The sequence below is a fragment of the Streptomyces sp. CCM_MD2014 genome (genome assembly GCF_000772045.1).
Taxonomy (GTDB): Bacteria; Actinomycetota; Actinomycetes; order Streptomycetales; family Streptomycetaceae; genus Streptomyces; species Streptomyces salinarius.
Genome location: NZ_CP009754.1, coordinates 494,483 through 516,165, shown reverse-complemented (window position 1 = coordinate 516,165; position 21,683 = coordinate 494,483). Strand labels below are relative to the sequence as shown.

Sequence of the window (21,683 nt, the reverse complement as noted above, 5' to 3'; positions counted from 1 at the left end):
CTGCACGACGAGGAGTTGGCGCGGAGAGCGCGGAGAGCGCCGAGAGGGGGGAGCGGGTGGCGGGCAGGCTCAGGGCACCGACGGGCCGCTACGGCGGCAAGTCGGCCGCACAGCGCCAGGCCGAGCGCCGCCGGCGCTTCCTCGACGCGGCCCTCCAGCTGTTCGGCGACACCCCCGGCTACCGCGCCACCACGGTGGCCGCCCTCAGCGACGCGGCAGGCCTGTCCACCCGCCAGTTCTACGAGGAGTTCCGCACCCTGGAGGACGTGCTCGCCGCACTCCACCTCCAGGTCAACGACTGGGCCGAGGAAGCCGTCCGCACCGCGGCCGACGGCACCCGCGACCTGCCGCTGCCCGACCGCGCCGCCGCGATCTTCCGCGCCTACGCGGGCAACGTCACCGCCGATCCACGCCGCGTCCGCATCACCTTCGTCGAGATCATCGGCGTCAGCCCGCGCCTGGAGGAGCAGCGGCTGGCCCGCCGCGCCCGCTGGGTGGACCTCATCCGCGCCGAGGCCCACGCGGCCGCCGTACGGGGTGAGGCGGCACCCCGTGACTACCGGCTGGCCGCCACCGCGTTCATCGGCGGCGTCAACGGCCTCCTGCACGACTACAGCGCCGGCTGGGTGGACGCCACCCTCGACGAGGTCGTCGAGGAACTGGTCCGCCAGCTCCTGGCCCTGCTGCGCCCACCCGGCTGGAGCCCGGCGGCGCGCGGCAGACGGGAATCGTCGGACAGCCCCTAGCCCCGCCCCAGGACCAGGGCACCCGCGCACCCGAGCACCGCGCACGCCCCCAGCAGGAATCCGGCCAGCAGTCGGCGCCGCAGCGCCCGGTACCGCTCCTCGTACTCCCCGCGCAGTCGCCCGGCGCGCTCGGCCGTGCGCTGCCAGGAGTCACGGGCGAGGGCGAGGTACTCGGCCTCGTAACGTTCCGCCACCTCCTGACGCCGGTCGTCGCCCAGCCAGTCGAAGGGCGCCGTGAAGCGTGCGGCGGCCGTGCGCCCCTCGGCGCGGGTGGCGGCGACGAGCAGATGGCCCTCGATCTCGTCGACGAGCGCCCGGGCGGCCGGGGGAAGACGGTCCCCGCCGGTCACCGGAGGGTCAGCTCCCGCTCCGCGCCCGCCGTGGGGGAGTGGTGCAGGTCGAAGGCGGGGGATTCACTGCGGATGCGCGGCAGCGTGCGGAAGTTGTGCCGGGGCGGCGGGCAGGAGGTCGCCCACTCCAGCGAACGGCCGTAGCCCCAGGGGTCGTCCGCCTCGGTCTTCTTGCCGTACTTGGCCGTCTTCCAGATGTTGTAGAAGAACGGCAGCAGCGACATGCCGAGCAGGAAGGAGAAGACACTCGACACGGTGTTCAGCGCGGTGAGCCCCTCCACGGCCAGATAGTCCGGGATCCGGCGCTGCATGCCGTTCGCGCCCAGCCAGTGCTGGACGAGGAAGGTGCCGTGGAAGCCGACGAACAGCGTCCAGAACGTGATCTTGCCGAGGCGTTCGTCGAGCATCTTGCCGGTGAACTTGGGCCACCAGAAGTGGAAGCCGGCGAACATCGCGAACACCACGGTGCCGAACACCACGTAGTGGAAGTGCGCCACCACGAAGTACGAGTCGGACACGTGGAAGTCGACAGGAGGCGACGCCAGCATCACCCCGGTGAGCCCGCCGAAGAGGAAGGTGACCAGGAAGCCGGTGGACCACAGCATCGGCGTCTCGAAGCTGAGTGATCCCTTCCACATGGTGCCGATCCAGTTGAAGAACTTCACACCGGTCGGGACCGCGATCAGGAAGGTCATGAAGGAGAAGAACGGCAAGAGCACGCCGCCCGTGACGTACATGTGGTGGGCCCACACCGTCACCGACAGGCCCGCGATCGCGATCGTCGCGCCGATCAGACCCATGTAGCCGAAGATCGGCTTGCGGGAGAAGACCGGGATGATCTCACTGACGATGCCGAAGAACGGCAGCGCGATGATGTACACCTCCGGATGCCCGAAGAACCAGAACAGGTGCTGCCACAGCAACGCGCCGCCGTTGGACGAGTCGAAGATGTGGGCACCGAACTTGCGGTCGGCCTCCAGCGCGAACAGGGCCGCGGCCAGCACCGGGAAGGCCAGCAGGACCAGCACACCGGTCAGCAGGACGTTCCAGGTGAAGATCGGCATGCGGAACATGGTCATGCCCGGCGCGCGCATGCAGATGATCGTGGTGATGAAGTTGACCGAGCCGAGGATGGTGCCGAAGCCGGAGAAGGCCAGACCCATGATCCACAGGTCACCGCCGATGCCCGGCGAGTGCACCGCGTCGGACAGCGGCGAGTAGGCGAACCAGCCGAAGTCGGCCGCGCCCTGCGGGGTCAGGAACCCGCCCACCGCGATGGTCGAGCCGAACAGGTACAGCCAGTAGGCGAACATGTTCAGCCGGGGGAAGGCGACGTCCGGCGCGCCGATCTGCAGCGGCATGATCCAGTTCGCGAAGCCCGCGAACAGCGGCGTCGCGAACATCAGCAGCATGATCGTGCCGTGCATCGTGAACGCCTGGTTGAACTGCTCGTTCGACATGATCTGCAGACCGGGCCGGGCCAGCTCCGCACGCATGAACAGCGCCATCACGCCACCGACGCAGAAGAAGGCGAACGACGTCACCAGGTACAACGTGCCGATCGTCTTGTGGTCCGTGGTCGTCAGCCACTTGATGCTCTCGAGGTTCCTCACGCCCCGCCTGTGTCCGCGCCCGGCCCGCACGTCACACTCGACGGACGAGACGAGCGTCACGAAAGCACCCGTGACGATCACGAGGGTGCCGGACAGATACGGAACATGAGCGACGACGAGATCTTCGCCGCTGCCTACCGGGAGCACTACTGGGCGGTCACCCGCTACGTGGCGCGTCGGCTGGCCGGGCATGCGGGCGAGGTCGAGGAGGTGGTGGCGGAGGTCTTCACGGTGGCCTGGCGCCGCCGTGCGGAACTGCCGCGCGCCCCGCTGCCCTGGCTGTACGGCGTGGCACGCAACTGCCTGGCCAACGCGGTACGCGGCCAGGGACGCCGACGCCGGCTCCTGGCCCGGCTGGGCAACGACGACGCCGCACACGGGCGGTACGTCACTTCGGGGCCCGAGGCGGAGCCGCCCGGCGGCTGGGTGCACGAAGCCCTCGCCAGACTCTCCGCCAAGGACCAGGAGGTGCTGCGGCTGACGGCCTGGGAGGAACTCGGCGTGGACGAGCTGGCCGTCGCCCTCGGCTGCGGCAGCCGGGCCGCGTCGATGCGGCTGCACCGCGCCCGCGCCCGGCTGAGGACGGAGATCGCCCGCCTGGGCCCGGCCCCCGCCGCCCCGCACCGCCCGCGACCGGCGACCGCCGTCGACGCCACCCCCGCGAAGGAGCACGGCCATGGCTGACGAACTCGAACTCCTGCGCCGCGCCAACCCGGTACCGGCCGACGCCCCGCCCCACGCCGACGGACCGCTCGACCGCCGCGCCGAACGGCACCTGCACCGGCTGCTGCACGAGCAGACGATCTCCCCGCCCTCACGGGAACTGCGCGGCTCGCGGTCCCGCCGCGGCGTACGACTGGCCTGGGGCCTCGCCGCCACCGCCGTCGTCGCCGCGACCGCGCTGGCCCTGCTGCTCGGCGGCCCGAGCACCCCGCACGCCGTCGCCGCACCCCGCCCCCTCGTCGTACGAGCCGACGCCACCCCCGTGCCGCTGGACCGGCTCGCCGAGCGCGCCGAGGCGGCCGCGGAGGAGGGCGGGCCCGCGCTGCGCAAGGGCACCCACGTGCGGTCCTGGAGCCTGGGCATGTCCGACGACGCGCCGCCGGTCACGCTGCCCGAGGAGCGCGTCGTGCGCTGGACGGCCGACGGCCGGCACACCGAACTGGTGGTCGCCACCGACCCGCGCCACCCCGGTCGCCCGGTCCTCGGCGAGGACGAGGACGGCAACCCCCGCCAGGTCGAGGACGGCCATGTCATCAGCGACACGACCTACCCGCCGAGCTGGAGCGACGCCCCGCCGCACTCCCGTCCGCCGCACGATGCGGACCGGCTGCGCGCCTATTTGGAGGAGGCCGGGCACACCGGCTCCATGGACACGTCCCAGTTGCTCGACGCGACCGGCCTGCTTCTCGACAACTGGACCCTGGGCGCCCGCGAGTCGGCGGCGCTCGTCCGCCTCCTCGCGGACACCGGCGGACTGCGGCCCGCCGGACAGGTCACCGACCGCCTCGGGCGGCGCGGCGAGGCCTACGTCCACGACGGGACCGGCCTGCGCCGCATGCTGATCGTGAATCCGGACACCGGCGCCGTCCTCGGCCTGGAGACCACCTTCACCCGGGCGCAGCCGGAGTACGGCGTCGCCGCCGGCGACGTCATGGAGTACAGCGCCTGGACACGCTGACCCGGCTGCTTGCCGGAGCGCCCCGGAACCTACTCGTCCCAGGCCTGGATCATGGTCTGCTCGACGATCTCGCCGTCGCGCAGCGTCAGCATCGACTCGGCGAGGACCCGCACCCCGTCCGGGTAGGTGCACTGCTCGCTGAACGCGACCTGGTCGCCCTGGACCACGCAGCGTTCCATCCGATGGGTCATGTCGCGGCTGTAGACGTCGTCGAGCATCTCGGCGATCTCGTCCCGGCCGTGCAGGACCTTGGGGCGGCTGGGCTGGTCGTACCGGTCGACGATGCGGACCTCCGCGTCCCGCGCGTACAGCGACAACAGAGGTGCCGCCGTCTCTCCTTCGATGCCCCGGCGCAGTGCTTCGGTGTCGAAGCCGGGACCTGCCGTGGTGCTCATGACGACCTCCTTCGGACGTCGAAGGCCGCGGCCCGCAGCGGAGACGGGCCGCCTCGGCCCTCTCCCTTCGAGCTTCCTCCGTCTCACCGCCCGGGGCAACGCCGACCACGACACTGGTCCTCACGGGTGACCGGCACCGCCCGCCCGTGTCCGCCACCGGCCCGCCGGCGTTGCTCAGCACATGATCTCAACACGACGTATCGTCGCCGCCGTAGGGCTCGCCGCCGGTGTCACCGGCCTCGCCGCCCCGATGGCGAGCGCGGCCGGCGGGGGCCCGCTGGGCACGGAGAAGCTCAGCGTGACGCACACCCTCGACACACTCGCGGTCGGTGACATGCCCGCCGAGGACCGGGCACAGATGCCGCTCCCGTCCCAGCAGCTGAACCGGCTCCGGGACCTGCAGCAGCTCCAGCAGGTCACCGGCCTGGTCTCGCCCCTCTTCGGCGTCGTCCCCGCACTGGGCTGACGCCGGCGGCGTCAGCCACCGGACGCCAGGAACTGGGTGGCCGCCAGCTCCGCGTACAGCGGATCGGCGGTCACCAGCTCCCGGTGGGTGCCGACCGCGCGCACCCGCCCCGCGTCCATCACCACGATCCGGTCGGCCATCGTCACCGTCGACAACCGGTGCGCGACGACCAGCACCGTGGTCGTCCGGGCCACGTCCGCCACGGTGTCGCGCAGCGCCGCCTCGTTGACCGCGTCCAGCTGCGAGGTGGCCTCGTCGAGCAGCAGCAGCCGGGGACGGCGCAGCAGCGCCCGGGCGATGGCCACCCGCTGGCGCTCACCGCCCGACAGCTTGGTGCCGCGATGCCCGACCAGCGTCTCCAGGCCGCTCGGCAGCCGCTCCACCAGGGCGTCCAGACGCGTCGTCTTCAGCACGGCGGTGAGCGTGCCCTCGTCCGCCTCCGGATTGCCCAGCAGCAGGTTGTCCCGCAGGGAACCGGAGAGCACCGGGGCGTCCTGCTCCACGTAACCGATGGCGGCCCGCAGCGAGGCCAGTTCCCACTCGGCGAGGCTCCGTCCGTCCAGCGTGATCTCCCCGGCACTCGGGTCGTAGAACCGCTCGATGAGGGAGAAGACGGTGGTCTTGCCCGCGCCCGACGGGCCGACGAACGCCGTCATCCCCCGGGCCGGCACCTCGAAGCTCACCCCGTGGTGGATGTACGGCAGGTCGTCGGCGTAGCGGAAGCGGACGTCGTGGAAGGCGACGGACGCCGGCCGCGCACCGGGCGACGGCAGCGGAACCGGCCGGGCCGGCGGCTCCGCGGGCAGGCGCAGCGCGTCCTGGATCCGGCCCAGCGCCGCCCGGCCCGTCTGGTACTGCGTGATCGCGCCGACGACCTGCTGGATCGGGGACATCAAATAGAAGACGAACAGCAGGAACGCGACCAGCGTGCCCACGTCGATCGCCCCCGTCGCCACCCGCGCCCCGCCCACCGCGAGCACCGTGATGAAGGCGATCTGCATCGCCAGGCCCGCCGTGTTGCCCGCGGCGGCCGACCACTTGGCGGCGCGCACGCTCTGCCGCCAGGACTCCTCGGCCGCGTCGTGCAGCGCCCGCTCCTCCCGGGGCTCGGCGCCCGACGCCTTCACCGTGCGCAGCGCCCCGAGGATCCGCTCCAGCGCGGCGCCCATCAGCCCCACCGCGTCCTGCGCCTGCCGGCTTGCGCGGTTGATGCGCGGCACGATCAGCCCCAGCACCGTGCCCGCCCCCACGACCACCGCCAGCGTGACCCCGAGCAGCACCGCGTCGACCACACCCATCATCACCAGCGTCGCCACCAGCGTCAGCCCGCCGGTGCCCAGGCCGACGAGGGAGTCCGTGGTGACCTCGCGCAGCAGCGTCGTGTCGGAGGTGATCCGGGCCATCAGGTCACCGGGCTCCGTGCGGTCCACGGCCGCGATCCGCAGCCGCAGCAGATACGACGACAGGGTGCGCCGCGCGCCGAGCACCACCGACTCCGCGGTGCGCCGCAGCACGTACGAACCCAGCGCGCCCAGCGCCGTGTTGGCGACCACGAGCCCCGACATGGCCAGCAGCGCCCCGGTGACGGCCCGGTCGTGCGCCAGGTCGTCGATCAGCTCCCGCGCCACCAGCGGCAGCAACAGCCCCGTGGCGCCGGTGACCAGGGAGAGCAGGGCGCCCGCGAACAGGGCCGTGCGGTGCGGTCGTATGTAGGACAGGAGCAGCCGCCAGGCGGGCGTGCCGGTCTCCGGCTCTGCGGTGGTCACGTCGCTCCTTCGGCACGCGGACGGGGCACTCAGGCTACGTGGGCGCCCGGCCGGGCGGGCCGCCGGAGTACGGCAGGCCGGCCGCACCCCGCAAACCGCCCTGTCACCTGCCCCTTTCCAATCACTTGAGCGTAGGGTCTGGGGGAACGCTGTACGGCCGAGGAAGGGGTCAGAAGCATGGCGCAGGAAGTACGCGGCGTGATCGCGCCGGGCAAGGACGAGCCGGTCCGGATCGAGACGATCGTCGTGCCGGACCCCGGTCCGGGCGAGGCCGTGGTGAAGATCCAGGCCTGCGGTGTGTGCCACACCGACCTGCACTACAAGCAGGGCGGCATCAGTGACGACTTCCCCTTCCTGCTCGGCCACGAGGCCGCGGGTGTCGTGGAGTCGGTCGGCGCCGGTGTCACCGACGTGGCCCCCGGTGACTTCGTGATCCTCAACTGGCGCGCCGTGTGCGGCAAGTGCCGGGCCTGTCTGCGCGGGCGGCCCTGGTACTGCTTCGACACCCACAACGCCGAGCAGAAGATGACCCTCGCCTCGACCGGCCAGGAGCTGTCCCCGGCCCTCGGCATCGGCGCCTTCGCCGAGAAGACGCTGGTCGCCGCCGGGCAGTGCACCAAGGTCGATCCGGCCGTCTCCGCCGAGGTGGCGGGTCTCCTCGGCTGCGGGGTGATGGCCGGCATCGGCGCCGCCATCAACACCGGCGACGTCGGCCGCGGCGACACCGTCGCCGTCATCGGCTGCGGCGGCGTCGGCGACGCGGCGATCGCCGGGGCGTACCTGGCGGGCGCCTCGAAGGTCATCGCCGTGGACATCGACGACCGCAAACTGGAGACCGCCCGGGGCATGGGCGCCACCCACACCGTCAACTCCCGCGAGGCCGACCCCGTCGAGGCGATCCGCGAACTGACCGGCGGCTTCGGCGCCGACGTCGTCATCGAGGCCGTCGGCCGCCCGGAGACCTACCGGCAGGCGTTCTACGCCCGCGACCTGGCCGGCACCGTCGTCCTCGTCGGGGTCCCCACCCCCGAGATGAAGCTGGAACTGCCGCTGCTCGACGTGTTCGGCCGCGGCGGCTCGCTCAAGTCCTCCTGGTACGGCGACTGCCTCCCCTCCCGCGACTTCCCCATGCTCATCGACCTCCACCTCCAGGGCCGCCTGGACCTCGGCAAGTTCGTCACCGAGACCATCCGCCTGGACGAGGTGGAGCAGGCCTTCGACCGGATGCACGCCGGCGACGTACTGCGTTCGGTGGTGGTGCTCTGATGGCCCCGCGCATCGAACGCCTCGTCACCTCGGGGCAGTTCAGCCTCGACGGCGGCACCTGGGACGTCGACAACAACGTCTGGCTCGTCGGTGACGACCACGAGGTCGTCGTCATCGACGCCGCCCACGACGCCGACGCCATCGCCGAGGCCGTCGGGGACCGCCGGCTCACCGCGATCGTGTGCACCCACGCCCACAACGACCACGTCAACGCGGCGCCCGCGCTCGCCGAGCGCACCGGCGCCACCATCTGGCTGCACCGCGACGACCTGCCGCTGTGGCAGCAGACCCACCCCGACCGGGAGCCGGACGCCTGGCTGACCGACGAACTCGTCATCGAGGCCGCCGGCGCCGACCTGACCGTCCTGCACACCCCGGGCCACGCGCCCGGCGCGGTCTGCCTCTACGACCCCGGTCTCGGCACCGTCTTCACCGGCGACACCCTCTTCCAGGGCGGACCCGGCGCCACCGGCCGCTCCTACTCGCACTTCCCGACCATCATCGACTCCATCCGCGACAAGCTGCTCGTCCTGCCGCCCGAGACCGAGGTCCGCACCGGCCACGGGGACTCCACGACCATCGGGGCCGAGGCACCGCATCTGGAGGAGTGGATCAAGCGCGGGCATTGACGGCGACCGGGGCGGTCTCCGTGAAGATCGCCCCGGACACGCGGTAAAGGTGACAGAAGATGTCCGGCTTCCCGGGCACCCTCGAACTCGACATCGCCCGTGCGGGGCATGAGCCGCACGGCACGAGGGAGAGGAACGGGAGCGGGACATGACAGGATCATCGAAGGGTCCGCTGGCAGGCAGGGTCGCGCTGGTCGCCGGGGCCACCCGCGGCGCCGGCCGGGGCATCGCCGTGGAACTGGGCGCGGCCGGCGCCACCGTCTACGTCACCGGCCGCAGCACTCGCGCCCGGCGCTCGGAGTACGACCGCCCCGAGACCGTCGAGGACACCGCCGACCTGGTCACCGAAGCCGGCGGCCACGGCATCGCCGTACCCGTCGACCATCTCGACCCGGCGCGGGTGGCCGGCCTCGTCGACCGCATCGCCCGCGAACAGGCACGCCTCGACGTCCTGGTCAACGACATCTGGGGCGGCGAGCACCTCTTCGAGTGGGACAGCCCCGTGTGGGAGCACGACCTCGACAACGGCCTGAAGCTGCTGCGGCTCGCCGTCGAGACCCACGCGATCACCAGCCATCACGCCCTGCCGCTGCTGCTGCGCCGCCCCGGCGGACTGGTCGTCGAGATGACCGACGGCACGGACTCCTACAACCGCGACCACTACCGCAACTCGTTCTTCTACGACCTCGCCAAGACGGCCGTCCTGCGCATGGCCTTCTCCCTCGGGCACGAACTGGGACCCCGCGGCGCCACGGCGGTCGCGCTGACCCCCGGCTGGCTCCGCTCGGAGATGATGCTCGACCACTTCGGCGTACGCGAGGAGAACTGGCGCGACGCCCTCGACCGCGTCCCGCACTTCGCCATCTCCGAGACTCCCCGCTACGTCGGCCGCGCGGTCACCGCCCTCGCCGCCGACCCCCACGTGGCACGCTTCAACGGCCAATCCCTCTCCAGCGGCTCCCTCGCCCAGGAGTACGGCTTCACCGACCTCGACGGCAGCCGCCCGGACGCCTGGCGCTACCTCGTCGAGGTGCAGGACCCGGGCAAGCCGGCCGACGTCACGGGGTATCGCTGAGCGTCGGCAGGGGCAGGCGGGCGGAATGACCGGTGGGCAGGCCCAGGTCGGCCCGTACGGCGGCGTAGTAGTCGGCCCGCGCGGCACGCTGCCGTTCGAGCAGGTCCTGCCACGCCGGACGCTCGCGGCGCTCGTCGCGGACCAGCCGCTCCATGTCCATGAGGACGACGACCCAGGCCCGCGCCCTCTCCACCACCTCGGGGCTGCCCAGCAGGAGCAGTGCCTCCCAGTGGGGGTCGCGGGCCGCGGTGGCCGCGGCCATCGAGACGTCGGCCTCCCGGGGCGGCAGCGGCTGGGGGTGCGGATCCAGGCCGAGGGCGGACGCCCCCCGGTAGGTCAGGGTCACGGACGTCTTCACCGCCCGCGCGTAGTCCGCGTACACCGTGAACCTCCGCTCCTGCCAACGGGCCTCCCGCTCCCGCCGGAACCGGACCCGGTCACCGTGGACCACGGCGAGGTAGGAACCGAGCGCGCCGATGACGACGCCTATGAGCGCGGGGAGTTGCTGCAGGAACGCGGACATGGCCCGCACGGTATCTGCCCCGGTGATCGTCGCGGTACTACCGTCTGGCCCATGACGGACACCAGGCGTTTCACCGACCACTCGGCACTCGTGACGGGCGCGGCCCGGGGCATCGGCGCGGCCATCGCACGCCGGCTCGCCACCGAGGGGGCCCGGGTACTGCTGACCGACGTGGACCTCGCCGCGGCGCGGCGGACGGCGGAGGAACTGGCGGACGACGGGCTCGACGCGGCCGCGTTCGCCTGCGACGTGGGCGACCGCGCGTCCGTGGAGGCGGCCGTCGCCCACGCCGCCGACACCTACGGCGGCCTGGACGTGCTGGTCAACAACGCCTTCGCCTGCACGCCCGACGCCCCGCTCTTCGAGGACGAACCGGACGAAGTGTGGGCCCGCGACCTCGATGTCACCCTCACCGGCGCCTACCGCTGCTGCCGGGCCGCCCTGCCCCACCTCGCGGCCTCGGGGCGCGGCGCGATCGTCAGCATCGGCTCGGTCAACGGGGTCCAGGACTTCGGCAACCACGCCTACAGCGCAGCGAAGGCCGGGCTGAGCTCCCTGACCCGCACCCTCGCCGGACACGCGGCCCCACGCGGCGTCCGCGTCAATCTGGTGACGCCGGGCACGGTGCGCACCACGGCCTGGGAGGGCCGGGACGGGGAACTGGCGGCGGTGCGGGGGCTGTACCCGCTCGGGCGGGTCGGTGAGCCCGACGACGTCGCGGCGGCCGTCGCCTTCCTCGCCTCGCACGACGCCTCCTGGATCACCGGGACCACCCTGGTGGTCGACGGCGGCCTCACCGCGGTCAACACCGGCTTCCGGCGAGCGATCGCGGAGGCGGAGGGCACGGGCTGACCATGACGACGGGCGGTCCGGTGGTGTTTGTCACGGTTGCGTCGCGGCGGCCGGCGGTACGCAACCAAAGCCGCCGGACGGCGGTCTAGCAGGCCGGGATCGCACGAAGGCGACCTTCTGCACGGCGCACCGCCGCGACGCGAAAGGCATGACCGGCCATGGGGGACACACGCAGACGGGGAGCCGTCGCACTCGGGATCACGGCACTGGTGGCACCGCTGACACTCGCGCTCACGGCGGCACCGGCGCAGGCCGCGAGCTGCGGCGCGAAGGCGGGCCCGTACCAGAAGAAGGTGGAGAAGTTCCTCGGCCGCAAGGCCGACGGCAAGCAGTCCACCGCCGACTGCAAGGCCATCCGCGCCTTCCAGACCAAGCACGGCATCACGCCCAACGCCGGCTACGCGGGACCCGTCACCTGGGGAGTGATGGACCTGATGACGAAGCAGAAGGCCGTCGGCAAAAACCCGAACAAATCCGGCAAGTGCCCCACCAACAAGGGGCGTATCGCCTGTGTGAACCTCAGCCTCCAGCTGAGCTGGATCCAGGACGGCAAGAAGCTGGTGTACGGGCCGGTCCCGGTCCGTACCGGGCGCAACGGCTACGAGACCCGCACCGGTCTGAAGAAGGTCTACTGGCGCAACATCGACCACGTTTCGACCATCTACCACGTGCCGATGCCCTACAGTCAGTTCTTCGACGGCGGCCAGGCCTTCCATTCCGTCGGCGTCAGCATGTGGAACCCGCCGGGCTCGCACGGCTGCGTCAACATGAGGAAGGCCGACGCCAAGAAGTACTGGTCGCTGCTGAAGAAGGGCGACGACGTCTACGTGTACGGGCGCAAGCCGGGCACCTGACGGACGGGGGCGCCCGGCTCGCGCCGCGGCGCCTCACGGGTCGGGGGAGTCCCCGAAGCCGGGGACCTCGAGCCGGACCCCGCCCTGGCGGGCGGACGGCGTAGCAGAGCCGTGGGTCCAGCGCTGCGTGAAGATCGCGACGGCGTCTCGACGGCCTCGGACTCCGGCATCGCCTCGTAGCCCGGTAAGGCGCGACTGGGCGCGCGGTGCCGCCGTGCTGGAATGCAGGTCCTGGTGCTGGGGCGGCGCACGAATGAAGCCGCAGGGGTGAAGGCGCAGGGGTGAACAGACGGTCCGTGTGCGGCAGGACACATCGGCGGGAACGAACTCGCCCGCAGGTCTTGACAGATGACAAGATCGACGTGATCAGTAACACGGTCCGATATGTCCGCTTGGCTCGCGATTACTCACATCGTCTTCACGTCGGGAGCCGTATGCTTCACAGCATGTCCACCACTGTTGAACCTTCCTCCGAGCGATCGGCAGCCGAGGTCAACGAGGAGATCCGGGCCCTGTGGCTCCGGTCGGGCGGGACACTGAGCGTCGAGCAGCGCGCGGAGTACCAGCGGCTCGTCATGGAGTGGGCCAACGCGGCCCCGGAGTCCGTGAAGGCCGCCTGACCGGCGCCCGGAGACTGCTCGCCCCCGGCCCGCCGGCCGCCGCAGCGCGGCCGGCCCTCGTACCGGCCCGGGTCAGCCCCATGTCGCCGAGTACTGCCGCCGGTAGGCCTTGCGGTCCTGCTCCGTCCGGATCCACCGCGTCGCCACCAGCGCGACCAGGCTGCCCGCAACGACCAGCAGCCCCGGCCCGACGTTCCGGCGGTCCGTGAGCCGGGCCAGCAGCGGCGTGCCGTCCGCGCCCGTCCCCGGGGCCGCCGCCCCCGCTCCCACGGCGCCCGACGCCGAGGGCGCCGGTGTACCGGCCGCGGCGCCTTCCCGGCCGGAGACGATCAGCCGGACCCCGAGCGACTCCATGGCCTCCGGCAGCGGCTGGAAGAACGTCGTGCCGCCCTCGGCGCAGTCACCGCTGCCTCCCGACGTCACGCCGAGCGCGAGGCCCTCGGAGAACATCGGCCCGCCGCTGTCCCCCGGTTCGGCGCACACGTCCGTCTCGATGAGGCCGGTGACCGTGCCCTCCGGATAGTTGACCGTCGCGTCCAGCGCCGTCACCCGGCCGGCCCGCAGCCCGCTGGTGCTTCCGCTGCGGAACACCCGCTGCCCCACCGCCGGTTCGCCCGTCCCGGTGATGCGCACGCCCTTGCCGGCGCCGACGGCCACCACGTCGGCGTCGCCGCCCGCCTTGCCGCCCGCGTACTCCACCAGGGAGAAGTCGTCCCCGGGGAAGCTCCCGGCGACCGTTTCGCCGACCTGCCGGTCCCCCTCGCCGTCACCGAACCAGACGGAACCCGTCGGTCCGCAGTGGCCCGCGGTCAGGATGAAGTCGTTCGTGCCGTCCGTCACGTTGAACCCCGCCGAGCAGCGCCCCGCCGTGGACAGGATCGGCTCCGCCCCGTTCAGGCGGGTGCTGAACGTCCCCTCGACGCGCTCCATGCGGACGAACTCCCCGATCCCCTCGGCGACGCCCGTCAGCCGCGACCAGTCGGCCCCGGAGACCGTGCGGTCGCCGCGCACCACCACCTCGTTCGACCGGTAGTCCAGCGCCCACGCCGTACCGGGCACCCGGGGGGCCGAACGCAGCGTCGAGGCCGCCGACGTCAGCTCGGACATGCTGTGCCGCACCGTCTTCGCGGTCGCGCCGGCCCGCCGTACCGCGTCGGCCGCGGCCCCGTCCGTGACCGCCACGACCGGCCGCCCGTCGGCGTCGACCCAGTGCCCCGCCGTACGGTCGCCGCCCAGCCGGGCCACGAGAGCGGCACCGGCGCCGGACGCGGTCTGCGCGAGGGCGCGCGGCGCGGCGGACGGACCGGGAGGTTCACTCGCCACCGCCCGGGTGACCATCGTCCCCCCGAGCAGCAGCCCGCCGACGGCCGCCAGCCGTGCCACTCGCCGGACGATGCGTCGTCGTGCGTGCCTCATGCGTGCGCTCCCGAACCCGACCACGCGGCGTCGCCGCCGCGGGGGCCTCCGGACGTCGAGCACCCTCCTCCCATACGGCGGCGGGCCGCGCGGTGTTCACCCCGCCCGTCGGCGGGTCCTATCTTGGGCCCATGACCAGCACCCCGCGGGACCAGTCCGGAGAAACCAACCCCCTGCACGCGCTGACCCTGGACGAACTTCGCCGCCGTACGAGCATGAAGTGGCGCACCCATCCCGAGGACGTACTGCCGCTGTGGGTGGCCGAGATGGACGTACCGCTCGCCCGGCCCGTGGTGCGCGCCGTCACCCAGGCCATGGAACTCGGCGACACCGGCTACCCCTTCGGCACCGCCTACACCGAGGCGCTGGCCGCGTTCGCCGGCAAGCGGTGGGGCTGGGACGACCTGGCCGTGGAGCGCACGGCGATCGTGCCCGACGTGATGCTCGGCGTCGTCGAGATGCTCAAGCTGGTCACCGAGCCCGGCGACCCGGTGATCGTCAACCCGCCGGTGTACCCGCCGTTCTACGCCTTCGTCACCCACATGGACCGGCGCGTCGTCGAGGCGCCGCTGGACCCCGGCCTGCGGATCGACCTCGGTGTGCTGGAAGAGGCGTTCCGGCGGGCCGTCGCGGGCGGCGGCCGGGCCGCCTACCTGCTGTGCAACCCGCACAACCCGACCGGCACCGTGCACACCGCCGACGAACTGGCGGCCGTCGCCGCCCTCGCCGAGCGCCACGGCGTCCGGGTCGTCGCCGACGAGATCCACGCACCCGTCGTCACCGCGCCCGACGCGCGGTTCGTGCCCTACCTGAGCGTGCCCGGAGCCGAGCGCGGCCTCGCCCTGATGTCGGCCTCCAAGGGCTGGAACCTGGCCGGCCTCAAGGCGGCACTGGCCCTCGCGGGACCCGGCGCGGCCGCCGACCTGGCGCGGATGCCCGAGGAGGTCGGGCACGGACCCAGCCACATCGGCGTCCTCGCCCACACCGCCGCCCTGCGCGACGGCACCGCCTGGCTGGACGCCGTGCTCGCCGGGCTCGACGAGAACCGGCGGCTGCTCACCGGCCTGCTCGCGGAGCGGCTGCCCGGGGTCGTCCACCGCCCGGGGGAGGCGACCTACCTCGCCTGGCTCGACTGCCGTGCCCTGGACCTCGGCGACGACCCGGCGGAGGTCTTCCTCGACCGGGGCCGGGTGGCCCTCAGCTCAGGCATCCCGTTCGGCAGCGGCGGAGCGGGACACGTACGGCTCAACCTGGCGACCTCACCGGAGGTGCTCACGGAGGCGGTCGGGAGGATGGCGGCGGCCCTGAGGTGACGCGAGGGGCCGCGGGCCCGCGCACGGCGGGCCCCGCGCACCCCGGACCTACGCACCGCGGCCCGTCCGCGTACGGGTCTAGACTTCCGGATCATGGACGACGACGCGTCACTGGAACGGCTCGGCACCGGCAAGTACCTGCTGGTCACGACCTACCGCAAGAACGGCACCCCGGTCGCCACCCCGGTGTGGGTCGTGCGGGACGGGGACGCGCTCGGGATCTGGACGGTGGCCGACTCCTGGAAGGTCAAGCGCGTCCGCAACCGCGCCGACGTCCTGGTGGGCCCGTGCGACGTGCGCGGCAGGCCCACCGGCGAAGGGGTCCCGGGGACGGCGGAGATCTGCGACCCGGCCACCACGGCCCGCTACCGGAAGCTGCTGATCCGCAAGTACGGGGTCGTGGGCCTGCTCACCCTCCTCGGCAGCAGGCTGCGCCGGGGACTCGACGGCACCGTGGGGGTCCGCATCACGCTGGCGTCCGGACCGGTGGCCGGCGGCTGACCGGCCCTCAGGTCCAGGCCCGGTAGGGCTCGTCGACCAGCTGGAAGACCGGCTCGCCCCGGACCGGGTCCTTGGCCGTGGACAGCCGTACCCGGTCGCCGCTGTGGATGCCGATGAGCGGGCCCATGACCCGGCCGCGCAGCACGAAACCCTCGGACATTTCTATGAGCGAGACGTTGCGTGCGGCAGGGGTGTTGCGGTGCACCACGGTGGCGTGGCGCACCGTCCCGGTGCCCTCGCTCCGTTCCGTCCGCAGCTCGCTGCCGCGGCAGACCGGACACAGCACCCGGTGGTACATGGCGGTGCCGCACCAGGTGCAGCGCTGGTAGAAGACGGCCTCGGTGTCCGGGTCCTGGCCCTCGGTTCGCGGGTCGAGCAGGCCCGTCGCGGGGCCGGCTGCCTGCTGAGCGACGTTTCCTGAGTGGTACACGCTGGTCAACTCCCTGCACTCGGGCCGGAATCCCGCGTGCGCGGTCACCGGGCACGCGTGTGCGCGGCTCACCGTGCCACCGTGCACGCACCACAGCGTATGGCACTGAGTGTCACACGTAAAGGCACTCGGTACCCTGGATTCAGAACGCGGACTCGATCTCCCGCAGGACCTGCCACAGGGGCGTCCCGCGCCGCGCGGCCACGACCACCACGTCCTCCGGCGACTCGCCGCGGGGCGCCGCGGGCACGTCCCCGAACGCGGACTGCGCGTACGCCAGTGCGTGGTCGACCGCGGCGCCCGCGTCGTCGCGGCCGTCGGAACGCAGCCAGGACCGCAGGGCGTTGTTGTGCGCCGCGACCACCGCGGCCGCGATCACGTCGGCGCGCAGGATCCCGTCCGGGCGCCCGCCGAGCCGCCCGCGGAGATACTCCGCCAGCGCGCGCTCGTAGCGCCACACCACCGACAACTCGTAGGCGCGCAGCCCCGGGACCTTCTTGGTGAGGTGGTACCGCTGTACGGAGAACGCCGGGTTCTCGGCGTACATGCCGAGGACGAGCCGGGCCGCGTCGCAGACCCGCCGCACCGGGTCGGCGTCCTCGGGGGAGCGGGCCAGGAACGCCTTCATGTCCGTCAGGCACCGTTCGTGGTCGGGGAAGACCACGTCCTCCTTCGACGGGAAGTACCGGAAGAAGGACCGCCGTCCGACGCCGGCCAGGGCGACGATGTCGTCCACGGTGGTCTGTTCGTACCCCCGCTCGAGGAACAGCCGGAACGCCGCCGCGACCAGCGCGTCCCGCATCGGCGGCCGGACCTGTGCCGCATCCGTCCCGTCCCCGCGGCGGGGTGCCGCACTGCTGGTGCTCATGGAGGGGAACGTAGCAGCCCCGCGAGGTCGATGGCACTCAGTGCAGTGAAAGGAGGGAACCGAGTGCCCCGTGTTCGGCCTTCGCCGATCGCATACGATCACTTCCGGTCAGCCCCGGAGGAGTTCCGCATGCCGTTCGCCCGCCCCCGCATCCTGTACGTCACCGACCTGGCCTACCAGGCGCGCGGACGGCGGTACTGCGACGAGGACGTCTTCCTGACCTCCCGGCTGCGCGAGGAGTTCGACCTGGCCCTGTGCCACCCCAGGGACGCCGCCGCGCTGCTGGACGGCTTCGACGCCGTCGTCGTGCGCAACAGCGGTCCCGTGCGGGAGTACAAGGCCTCCTACGACGCCTTCCGCGAGCGCGCGGCCGAGCGCGGAACGCGCGTCTACAACCAGCTCACCGGGCGGGCGGACATGCTCGGCAAGCAGTACCTGCTCGATCTGACCGCGGCGGGATTCCCGGTCATCCCGACCGTCGACCGCGCCGAGGACCTGCACCTGCTGCCCGTCGCGGACGAGTACGTCGTCAAGCCCAGGCTCGGCGCCGACTCGGAGGGTCTGCGGATCGTCCCGGCGGCGGACGTGCCTCAGGCGCTGGGCGCCGCCGCGGACCTGCTCGTCCAGCCGCGCGTCGACTTCGCCTACGAGGTCTCCTTCTACTTCGTCGACCACGACTACCAGTACGCCCTCCACGCGCCGAACCCCGACCGCCGCTGGCAACTGGAGCCGTACGACGCCACCGTGGCCGACCTCGGGTTCGCGCGGCGGTTCATCGAGTGGAACGGCGTCGACCACGGCATCCAGCGCGTCGACGCCTGCCGCGCGCCCGACGGTGAGCTGCTGCTGGTCGAACTGGAGGACCTCAATCCCTACCTGTCCCTGGACGCCCTCGACGAGCCCGCCCGCGACGCCTTCGTCACCGCGCTGCGCACGGCTCTGCGCCGCCTTCTCGCCACCTGAGCCGTCGGAGCCGCCCGCCCGAGCCGCCCGCCCGCCCCGCCCGGTGCCGCCCCGGCGTGCCTAACATGGCCGCCATGGACGTCTTCCTGGACCGGCTCGACCCGGACATGTGCGTCGTCACGGCCGCCGCGGACGGGGAACGGGCCGGCTGCCTGGTCGGCTTCTCCTCGCAGTGCTCCATCCGGCCCGTGCGGTACGCCGTCTGGATCTCCGACGTCAACCGGACCTTCCGCGTCGCACGGTCCGCCGACGTCCTCGCGGTCCATCTGCTCGCCCGCGACCGGCGGGAGACGGCCGAGCTGTTCGGCGGGCACACCGGCGACGACGAGGACAAGTTCCGGCGGGTCCACTGGCGGGAGGCGTACGGCGGGGCCGTCGTGCTGGAGGACGCCGAGGCGTGGTTCGTCGGCCGGGTCCTGGAGCGGGTCCGGGGAGGCGACCACACCGGTTTCGTCCTCGAGCCCGTCGAGTGGGGCGGCCGCGAGAAGGCCGCCGGCGGCCCGCTGCTGCGACTCGCCGACGCCCGCACCATCCGGCCGGGACACCCGGTCGACTGAGGCGGTCCGGCCGGTCAGCGTCCGGCGGAGCCCCGCTCGGCCAGTGCCTCGGTGACCGCCCGCACGCTGCGCGCGATGTGCTGCAACTGGAGGACCTCCGCCGCGTACAGCTTGATGGTGTGCTCGATGGCCGCCTCCTGCAGCCCGAGCCGGGGCAGGTCCGCGCGGGCGGTCTGCAACGCGGTGCGGGCCACCCGGATCTCCTGCTGGACCTGGAGCTGCGCATGCCGGGCGAGCAGCACCGGGTGGCGGATCAGGGCCGGATAGCCGGCGTAGCGGGCCGGCACCAGCTCGCGCAGCCACCTGGTGGCCGAGCGTTCCCAGTCGTAGCTGCCGGGCGTCTTGACCTGGCAGGGCCAGTCCGGGCTGATGCGCGTGGTCGTCAGGGGCATGATCATCGCTTCCGGGGGTGCGGCGTCGACGGGGTGGGCGACGGGTGGGGGGGCGGCCCCGGTCCAGGGGACGACCGGGACCGCCGCGGGCGCTCGCGCATGCGACGCCCGACCGGAACACCTGGTGCGCCGGAGCGGGTAGGAGTCGGCGGCCGAGTGTTCGCGGCAGGTGGTGGACGCGCTCCGGGGCGGCCGGGGCGCGATCCGTGAGCAGTATTTATATATGCCATCTGCTTTGCAAGGAGTATGAAAACATTCATTCCTGCTTTGACGGGAGCGGCCCCTCGTGCGCACCGCCCGTCGCCGTCGCAGGACCGCCCCGGCGGGGCCGGCTCAGTCCCGCAGGAAGAACTGGTGCTGGTCGGCGACCTGCTCGTACTCCTCCAGCCGGGCCTGCGTCCGTCCGGGGTCGGCGTCCGTCATGGCCTGGAGCAGCGCCGCGCACATCACGCCCGGCGCCGCGTAGGAGTCGAAGACCAGCCGGGACCCCGTGCCCGTGGCGAAGGTGACGTCGGCCTCGTCCACGACGGGGCCGAGCGCCAGGTCGGTGATCAACGCCACCTTCAGTCCGGCACCGCGTGCCACGCGCACGGCGCCCAGCGTCTCGTGGGCGTGCCGGGGCATGGAGAAGGCCAGCACCCAGGTGCCGCCGGCCTCCCTGGACTGCAGCAGGGCGTCGTAGGCGACGGTGCCGCCCAGGGTGACCAGGCGTACGTCGGGGTGGATACGGCGGGCCGCGTAGGCGAAGTACTCGGCGAGCGAGACGGAGATGCGCAGCCCGAGGACGGTCAGTGGCGCGGAGGCGGCCAGTTGGCGGCCGACGTCGATCACCCGGTCGGCGTCGGCGAAGTCGCGCCGCAGGTTCTCCAGGTTCTCGATCTCGGCGTCCACGGCCGCCTGGAGTTCGTTGCCGCGGCTCTCCTCGGCCGCGATACCGCCCCGGCCGCCGAGCGCGATCGCCTGGAGCCGCTCCCGCAGCGCCGGGTAGCCGCTGAAGCCGACCGCCGAGGCGAACCGCGTCACCGAGGGCTGGCTCACGCCGACCCGGTCGGCCAGGTCGGTGATCGACAGGAACGCCGCCTCGGTGAGGTGCTCGATGAGGTACTGGGCGATGCGCCGCTGTCCCGGGGAGAGGCGGGGCCGGTCGAACAGCGTCCGGAGCCGGGAGGTGGGGGAGATCTCCGACTCGGGGGCCGCCCGTCCGGACGTGATCGCCGACGCCTGTGCGCGTGCCTGCTGCGGCGATGGCACGGGTGCGTCTCCTCTGTCTCCCATGTCTCCCACGGAGGTCAACATAGCTCACCCCCGGCGCCGGCCAGGGCGGACCACCGCACACGCGGCACGCCCCGGACGGCATCGCGCCGCCCGGAGGGGAACCGCACGGTCCCGGACGGGGATAGCACCGCGTCGCACGGGAACCCGCCGCCCCACAAGGACCCGCAGACACGGACGAGGAGCCGACGTCATGACCGTCCCGGAAGAGAACCGGCCGAAGACCGACACCACCGACGACGTTCTCGAGCAACCCGCACGCCGCCGCGAGGACGAGCCCCGCCCGCCCGGCGGCACCGGCCGGACCCTGCGCGAGGCCCTGGAGGAGGCGCACGTCCGCCCGGACGATTTCGACGAGGAGTGACCCGTCGCGGACGAGGAGTGACCGTACCGGACCGGCAGTGACCGCCTCAGCCGGGCGTTGAGGGCGCCGGTCCCCGCGACTCCGGGGGCGGGCCGGTCACGGCGTCCGCCGGTACCACCAGGTCGGCCCGGTGCCGGGTCGCGGCGACCAGTTCGGCGTTGCGCCGGTCGGGCCCCAGCGCCCACGCGGCCGCGTCCGCCGGTGACTTGCCGAAGCGCTCGTGCCGCGCCACGAGCCGCCGGACGCGCTCCGTCTCCTCCAGCGCGCAGAACCACACCTCGTCGAGCCGGGGCCGCACCCGCGCCCAGGCCCCGCTCTCCAGCAGCAGGTAGTTGCCCTCCGTCACGACGAGCCGGGCGGCCGGCGGCACCGGCAGGGCCCCGGCGATCGGCTGCTCCAGCACCCGCTCGAAGCCGGGCGCGTACACGACGTCGCCGTCGGACCCCGTGTCCTGCTGGCGCAACCGCTCCAGCAGCGCCGCGTACCCGGCCGCGTCGAAGGTGTCCGGCGCCCCCTTGCGGTCCCGGCGGCCCAGCCGGTCCAGTTCGGCGTCGGCCAGGTGGAAACCGTCCATCGGCACGTGCGCCACCCAGGGCTCGCCCGTGCCGTTCAGCTCCCGCACCAGATTCCCCGCGAGCGTCGACTTTCCCGCACCGGGAGGGCCCGCGATGCCCAGGATCGCGCGCCGTCCGTCCCGGGGCAGGCGGCGGGCACGGGCGAGCAGGTCCTCGAACGTCAGCGGCACGTCCCACAGTGTGTCACCTGATCGGA

General features: G+C 72.8%; 26 protein-coding genes. 15 read left to right on the top strand and 11 right to left on the bottom strand.

The window, feature by feature from the left end:
* Nucleotides 1-56 precede the first annotated feature (56 nt).
* Entirely contained in the window at nucleotides 57-746 is a 690-nt protein-coding gene (locus NI25_RS02390) for a TetR/AcrR family transcriptional regulator (RefSeq protein ID WP_061440817.1), read from the top strand.
* On the opposite strand, the gene NI25_RS02385 is transcribed toward NI25_RS02390, so the two are convergent.
* A complete protein-coding gene (locus tag NI25_RS02385) occupies nucleotides 743-1,096 on the bottom strand; it encodes a hypothetical protein (RefSeq protein WP_061440816.1) in 354 nt (117 codons plus the stop codon). The two genes, NI25_RS02390 and NI25_RS02385, sit on opposite strands and share 4 nt — an antisense overlap.
* Nucleotides 1,093-2,709, bottom strand: coding sequence for a cytochrome c oxidase subunit I (gene ctaD / locus NI25_RS02380; RefSeq protein WP_107071997.1), 1,617 nt, complete (start codon nucleotides 2,707-2,709; stop codon nucleotides 1,093-1,095). Before ctaD ends, NI25_RS02385 begins: the two co-directional genes overlap by 4 nt.
* A gap of 105 nt (nucleotides 2,710-2,814) precedes the next feature.
* On the opposite strand from ctaD, the gene NI25_RS02375 reads away from it, so the two are divergent.
* Nucleotides 2,815-3,393, top strand: a complete 579-nt coding sequence (locus NI25_RS02375; RefSeq protein WP_078884484.1) for an RNA polymerase sigma factor — start codon at nucleotides 2,815-2,817, stop codon at nucleotides 3,391-3,393.
* Nucleotides 3,386-4,390: a CU044_5270 family protein gene (locus tag NI25_RS02370; protein ID WP_061440815.1), complete on the top strand. Its 1,005-nt coding sequence runs from the start codon at nucleotides 3,386-3,388 to the stop codon at nucleotides 4,388-4,390. Before NI25_RS02375 ends, NI25_RS02370 begins: the two co-directional genes overlap by 8 nt.
* A 29-nt stretch (nucleotides 4,391-4,419) precedes the next feature.
* Here NI25_RS02370 and NI25_RS02365 read toward each other — a convergent pair whose 3' ends face one another.
* Complete coding sequence (locus tag NI25_RS02365; protein ID WP_061440814.1) at nucleotides 4,420-4,785, bottom strand: nuclear transport factor 2 family protein; 366 nt, start codon at nucleotides 4,783-4,785, stop codon at nucleotides 4,420-4,422.
* 181 nt (nucleotides 4,786-4,966) lie between these two features.
* Between NI25_RS02365 and NI25_RS02360 the strand changes: the two genes are divergently transcribed.
* Nucleotides 4,967-5,251, top strand: a complete 285-nt coding sequence (locus tag NI25_RS02360) for a hypothetical protein (RefSeq protein ID WP_061440813.1) — start codon at nucleotides 4,967-4,969, stop codon at nucleotides 5,249-5,251.
* Between the two features lie 11 nt (nucleotides 5,252-5,262).
* Here the strand turns inward: NI25_RS02360 and NI25_RS02355 are convergent, their stop codons facing one another.
* A complete protein-coding gene (locus NI25_RS02355) occupies nucleotides 5,263-7,017 on the bottom strand; it encodes an ABC transporter ATP-binding protein (RefSeq protein WP_061440812.1) in 1,755 nt (584 codons plus the stop codon).
* 177 nt (nucleotides 7,018-7,194) lie between these two features.
* Here NI25_RS02355 and NI25_RS02350 point away from each other — a divergent pair, with 177 nt between their 5' ends.
* From NI25_RS02350 to NI25_RS02340, 3 genes are all read left to right on the top strand, one after another.
* Nucleotides 7,195-8,283 (top strand): S-(hydroxymethyl)mycothiol dehydrogenase, encoded by a 1,089-nt coding sequence (locus NI25_RS02350; protein ID WP_061440811.1) that lies wholly within the window; start codon nucleotides 7,195-7,197, stop codon nucleotides 8,281-8,283.
* Nucleotides 8,283-8,912, top strand: a complete 630-nt coding sequence (locus NI25_RS02345) for an MBL fold metallo-hydrolase (protein ID WP_061440810.1) — start codon at nucleotides 8,283-8,285, stop codon at nucleotides 8,910-8,912. Before NI25_RS02350 ends, NI25_RS02345 begins: the two co-directional genes overlap by 1 nt.
* A 148-nt stretch (nucleotides 8,913-9,060) precedes the next feature.
* Nucleotides 9,061-9,987, top strand: coding sequence for an SDR family oxidoreductase (locus NI25_RS02340; RefSeq protein ID WP_061440809.1), 927 nt, complete (start codon nucleotides 9,061-9,063; stop codon nucleotides 9,985-9,987).
* Here the strand turns inward: NI25_RS02340 and NI25_RS02335 are convergent.
* Nucleotides 9,971-10,510: a hypothetical protein gene (locus NI25_RS02335; RefSeq protein WP_061440808.1), complete on the bottom strand. Its 540-nt coding sequence runs from the start codon at nucleotides 10,508-10,510 to the stop codon at nucleotides 9,971-9,973. The genes NI25_RS02340 and NI25_RS02335 overlap by 17 nt on opposite strands.
* 51 nt (nucleotides 10,511-10,561) lie before the next feature.
* On the opposite strand from NI25_RS02335, the gene NI25_RS02330 reads away from it, so the two are divergent.
* The 3 genes from NI25_RS02330 to NI25_RS02320 all read left to right on the top strand — a co-directional run bounded on the left by NI25_RS02330 (nucleotide 10,562) and on the right by NI25_RS02320 (nucleotide 12,836).
* The gene (locus tag NI25_RS02330; RefSeq protein WP_061440807.1) at nucleotides 10,562-11,362 is read left to right on the top strand and encodes an SDR family NAD(P)-dependent oxidoreductase; all 801 of its coding nucleotides are present in this window, start codon (nucleotides 10,562-10,564) and stop codon (nucleotides 11,360-11,362) included.
* Nucleotides 11,363-11,520: 158 nt separating this feature from the next.
* Entirely contained in the window at nucleotides 11,521-12,216 is a 696-nt protein-coding gene (locus NI25_RS02325) for a L,D-transpeptidase family protein (RefSeq protein ID WP_061440806.1), read from the top strand.
* A gap of 434 nt (nucleotides 12,217-12,650) precedes the next feature.
* Nucleotides 12,651-12,836: a hypothetical protein gene (locus NI25_RS02320; RefSeq protein ID WP_003978128.1), complete on the top strand. Its 186-nt coding sequence runs from the start codon at nucleotides 12,651-12,653 to the stop codon at nucleotides 12,834-12,836.
* A 72-nt stretch (nucleotides 12,837-12,908) separates the two neighbouring features.
* On the opposite strand, the gene NI25_RS02315 is transcribed toward NI25_RS02320, so the two are convergent.
* Nucleotides 12,909-14,252 (bottom strand): S1 family peptidase, encoded by a 1,344-nt coding sequence (locus NI25_RS02315; RefSeq protein WP_061440805.1) that lies wholly within the window; start codon nucleotides 14,250-14,252, stop codon nucleotides 12,909-12,911.
* 131 nt (nucleotides 14,253-14,383) lie between these two features.
* Between NI25_RS02315 and NI25_RS02310 the strand changes: the two genes are divergently transcribed.
* Complete coding sequence (locus NI25_RS02310) at nucleotides 14,384-15,565, top strand: MalY/PatB family protein (RefSeq protein ID WP_061440804.1); 1,182 nt, start codon at nucleotides 14,384-14,386, stop codon at nucleotides 15,563-15,565.
* A 93-nt stretch (nucleotides 15,566-15,658) separates the two neighbouring features.
* On the top strand, nucleotides 15,659-16,066 hold the full coding sequence (locus tag NI25_RS02305) for a PPOX class F420-dependent oxidoreductase (protein WP_061440803.1): 408 nt from the start codon (nucleotides 15,659-15,661) through the stop codon (nucleotides 16,064-16,066).
* 7 nt (nucleotides 16,067-16,073) lie between these two features.
* On the opposite strand, the gene NI25_RS02300 is transcribed toward NI25_RS02305, so the two are convergent.
* Nucleotides 16,074-16,496: a Zn-ribbon domain-containing OB-fold protein gene (locus NI25_RS02300; RefSeq protein ID WP_061440802.1), complete on the bottom strand. Its 423-nt coding sequence runs from the start codon at nucleotides 16,494-16,496 to the stop codon at nucleotides 16,074-16,076.
* Between the two features lie 142 nt (nucleotides 16,497-16,638).
* Entirely contained in the window at nucleotides 16,639-17,364 is a 726-nt protein-coding gene (locus tag NI25_RS02295; protein WP_061440801.1) for a TetR family transcriptional regulator, read from the bottom strand.
* A gap of 129 nt (nucleotides 17,365-17,493) precedes the next feature.
* Here NI25_RS02295 and NI25_RS02290 point away from each other — a divergent pair, with 129 nt between their 5' ends.
* Together NI25_RS02290 and NI25_RS02285 are read left to right on the top strand one after the other, a co-directional pair.
* Nucleotides 17,494-18,327: a hypothetical protein gene (locus NI25_RS02290; protein ID WP_061440800.1), complete on the top strand. Its 834-nt coding sequence runs from the start codon at nucleotides 17,494-17,496 to the stop codon at nucleotides 18,325-18,327.
* Nucleotides 18,328-18,392: 65 nt separating this feature from the next.
* Nucleotides 18,393-18,884 carry a flavin reductase family protein gene (locus NI25_RS02285; RefSeq protein WP_061440799.1) on the top strand — a complete coding sequence of 164 codons (492 nt, stop codon included), beginning with the start codon at nucleotides 18,393-18,395 and terminating at the stop codon, nucleotides 18,882-18,884.
* A gap of 14 nt (nucleotides 18,885-18,898) precedes the next feature.
* On the opposite strand, the gene NI25_RS02280 is transcribed toward NI25_RS02285, so the two are convergent.
* A complete protein-coding gene (locus NI25_RS02280) occupies nucleotides 18,899-19,282 on the bottom strand; it encodes a hypothetical protein (protein WP_199560800.1) in 384 nt (127 codons plus the stop codon).
* A gap of 327 nt (nucleotides 19,283-19,609) precedes the next feature.
* Nucleotides 19,610-20,551 (bottom strand): MurR/RpiR family transcriptional regulator, encoded by a 942-nt coding sequence (locus tag NI25_RS02275; RefSeq protein WP_107071597.1) that lies wholly within the window; start codon nucleotides 20,549-20,551, stop codon nucleotides 19,610-19,612.
* Between the two features lie 190 nt (nucleotides 20,552-20,741).
* On the opposite strand from NI25_RS02275, the gene NI25_RS39585 reads away from it, so the two are divergent.
* Nucleotides 20,742-20,912 (top strand): hypothetical protein, encoded by a 171-nt coding sequence (locus tag NI25_RS39585; protein WP_199560799.1) that lies wholly within the window; start codon nucleotides 20,742-20,744, stop codon nucleotides 20,910-20,912.
* 46 nt (nucleotides 20,913-20,958) lie between these two features.
* Here NI25_RS39585 and NI25_RS02270 read toward each other — a convergent pair whose 3' ends face one another.
* Entirely contained in the window at nucleotides 20,959-21,657 is a 699-nt protein-coding gene (locus NI25_RS02270) for a nucleoside/nucleotide kinase family protein (RefSeq protein WP_061440797.1), read from the bottom strand.
* Nucleotides 21,658-21,683: the final 26 nt, after the last annotated feature.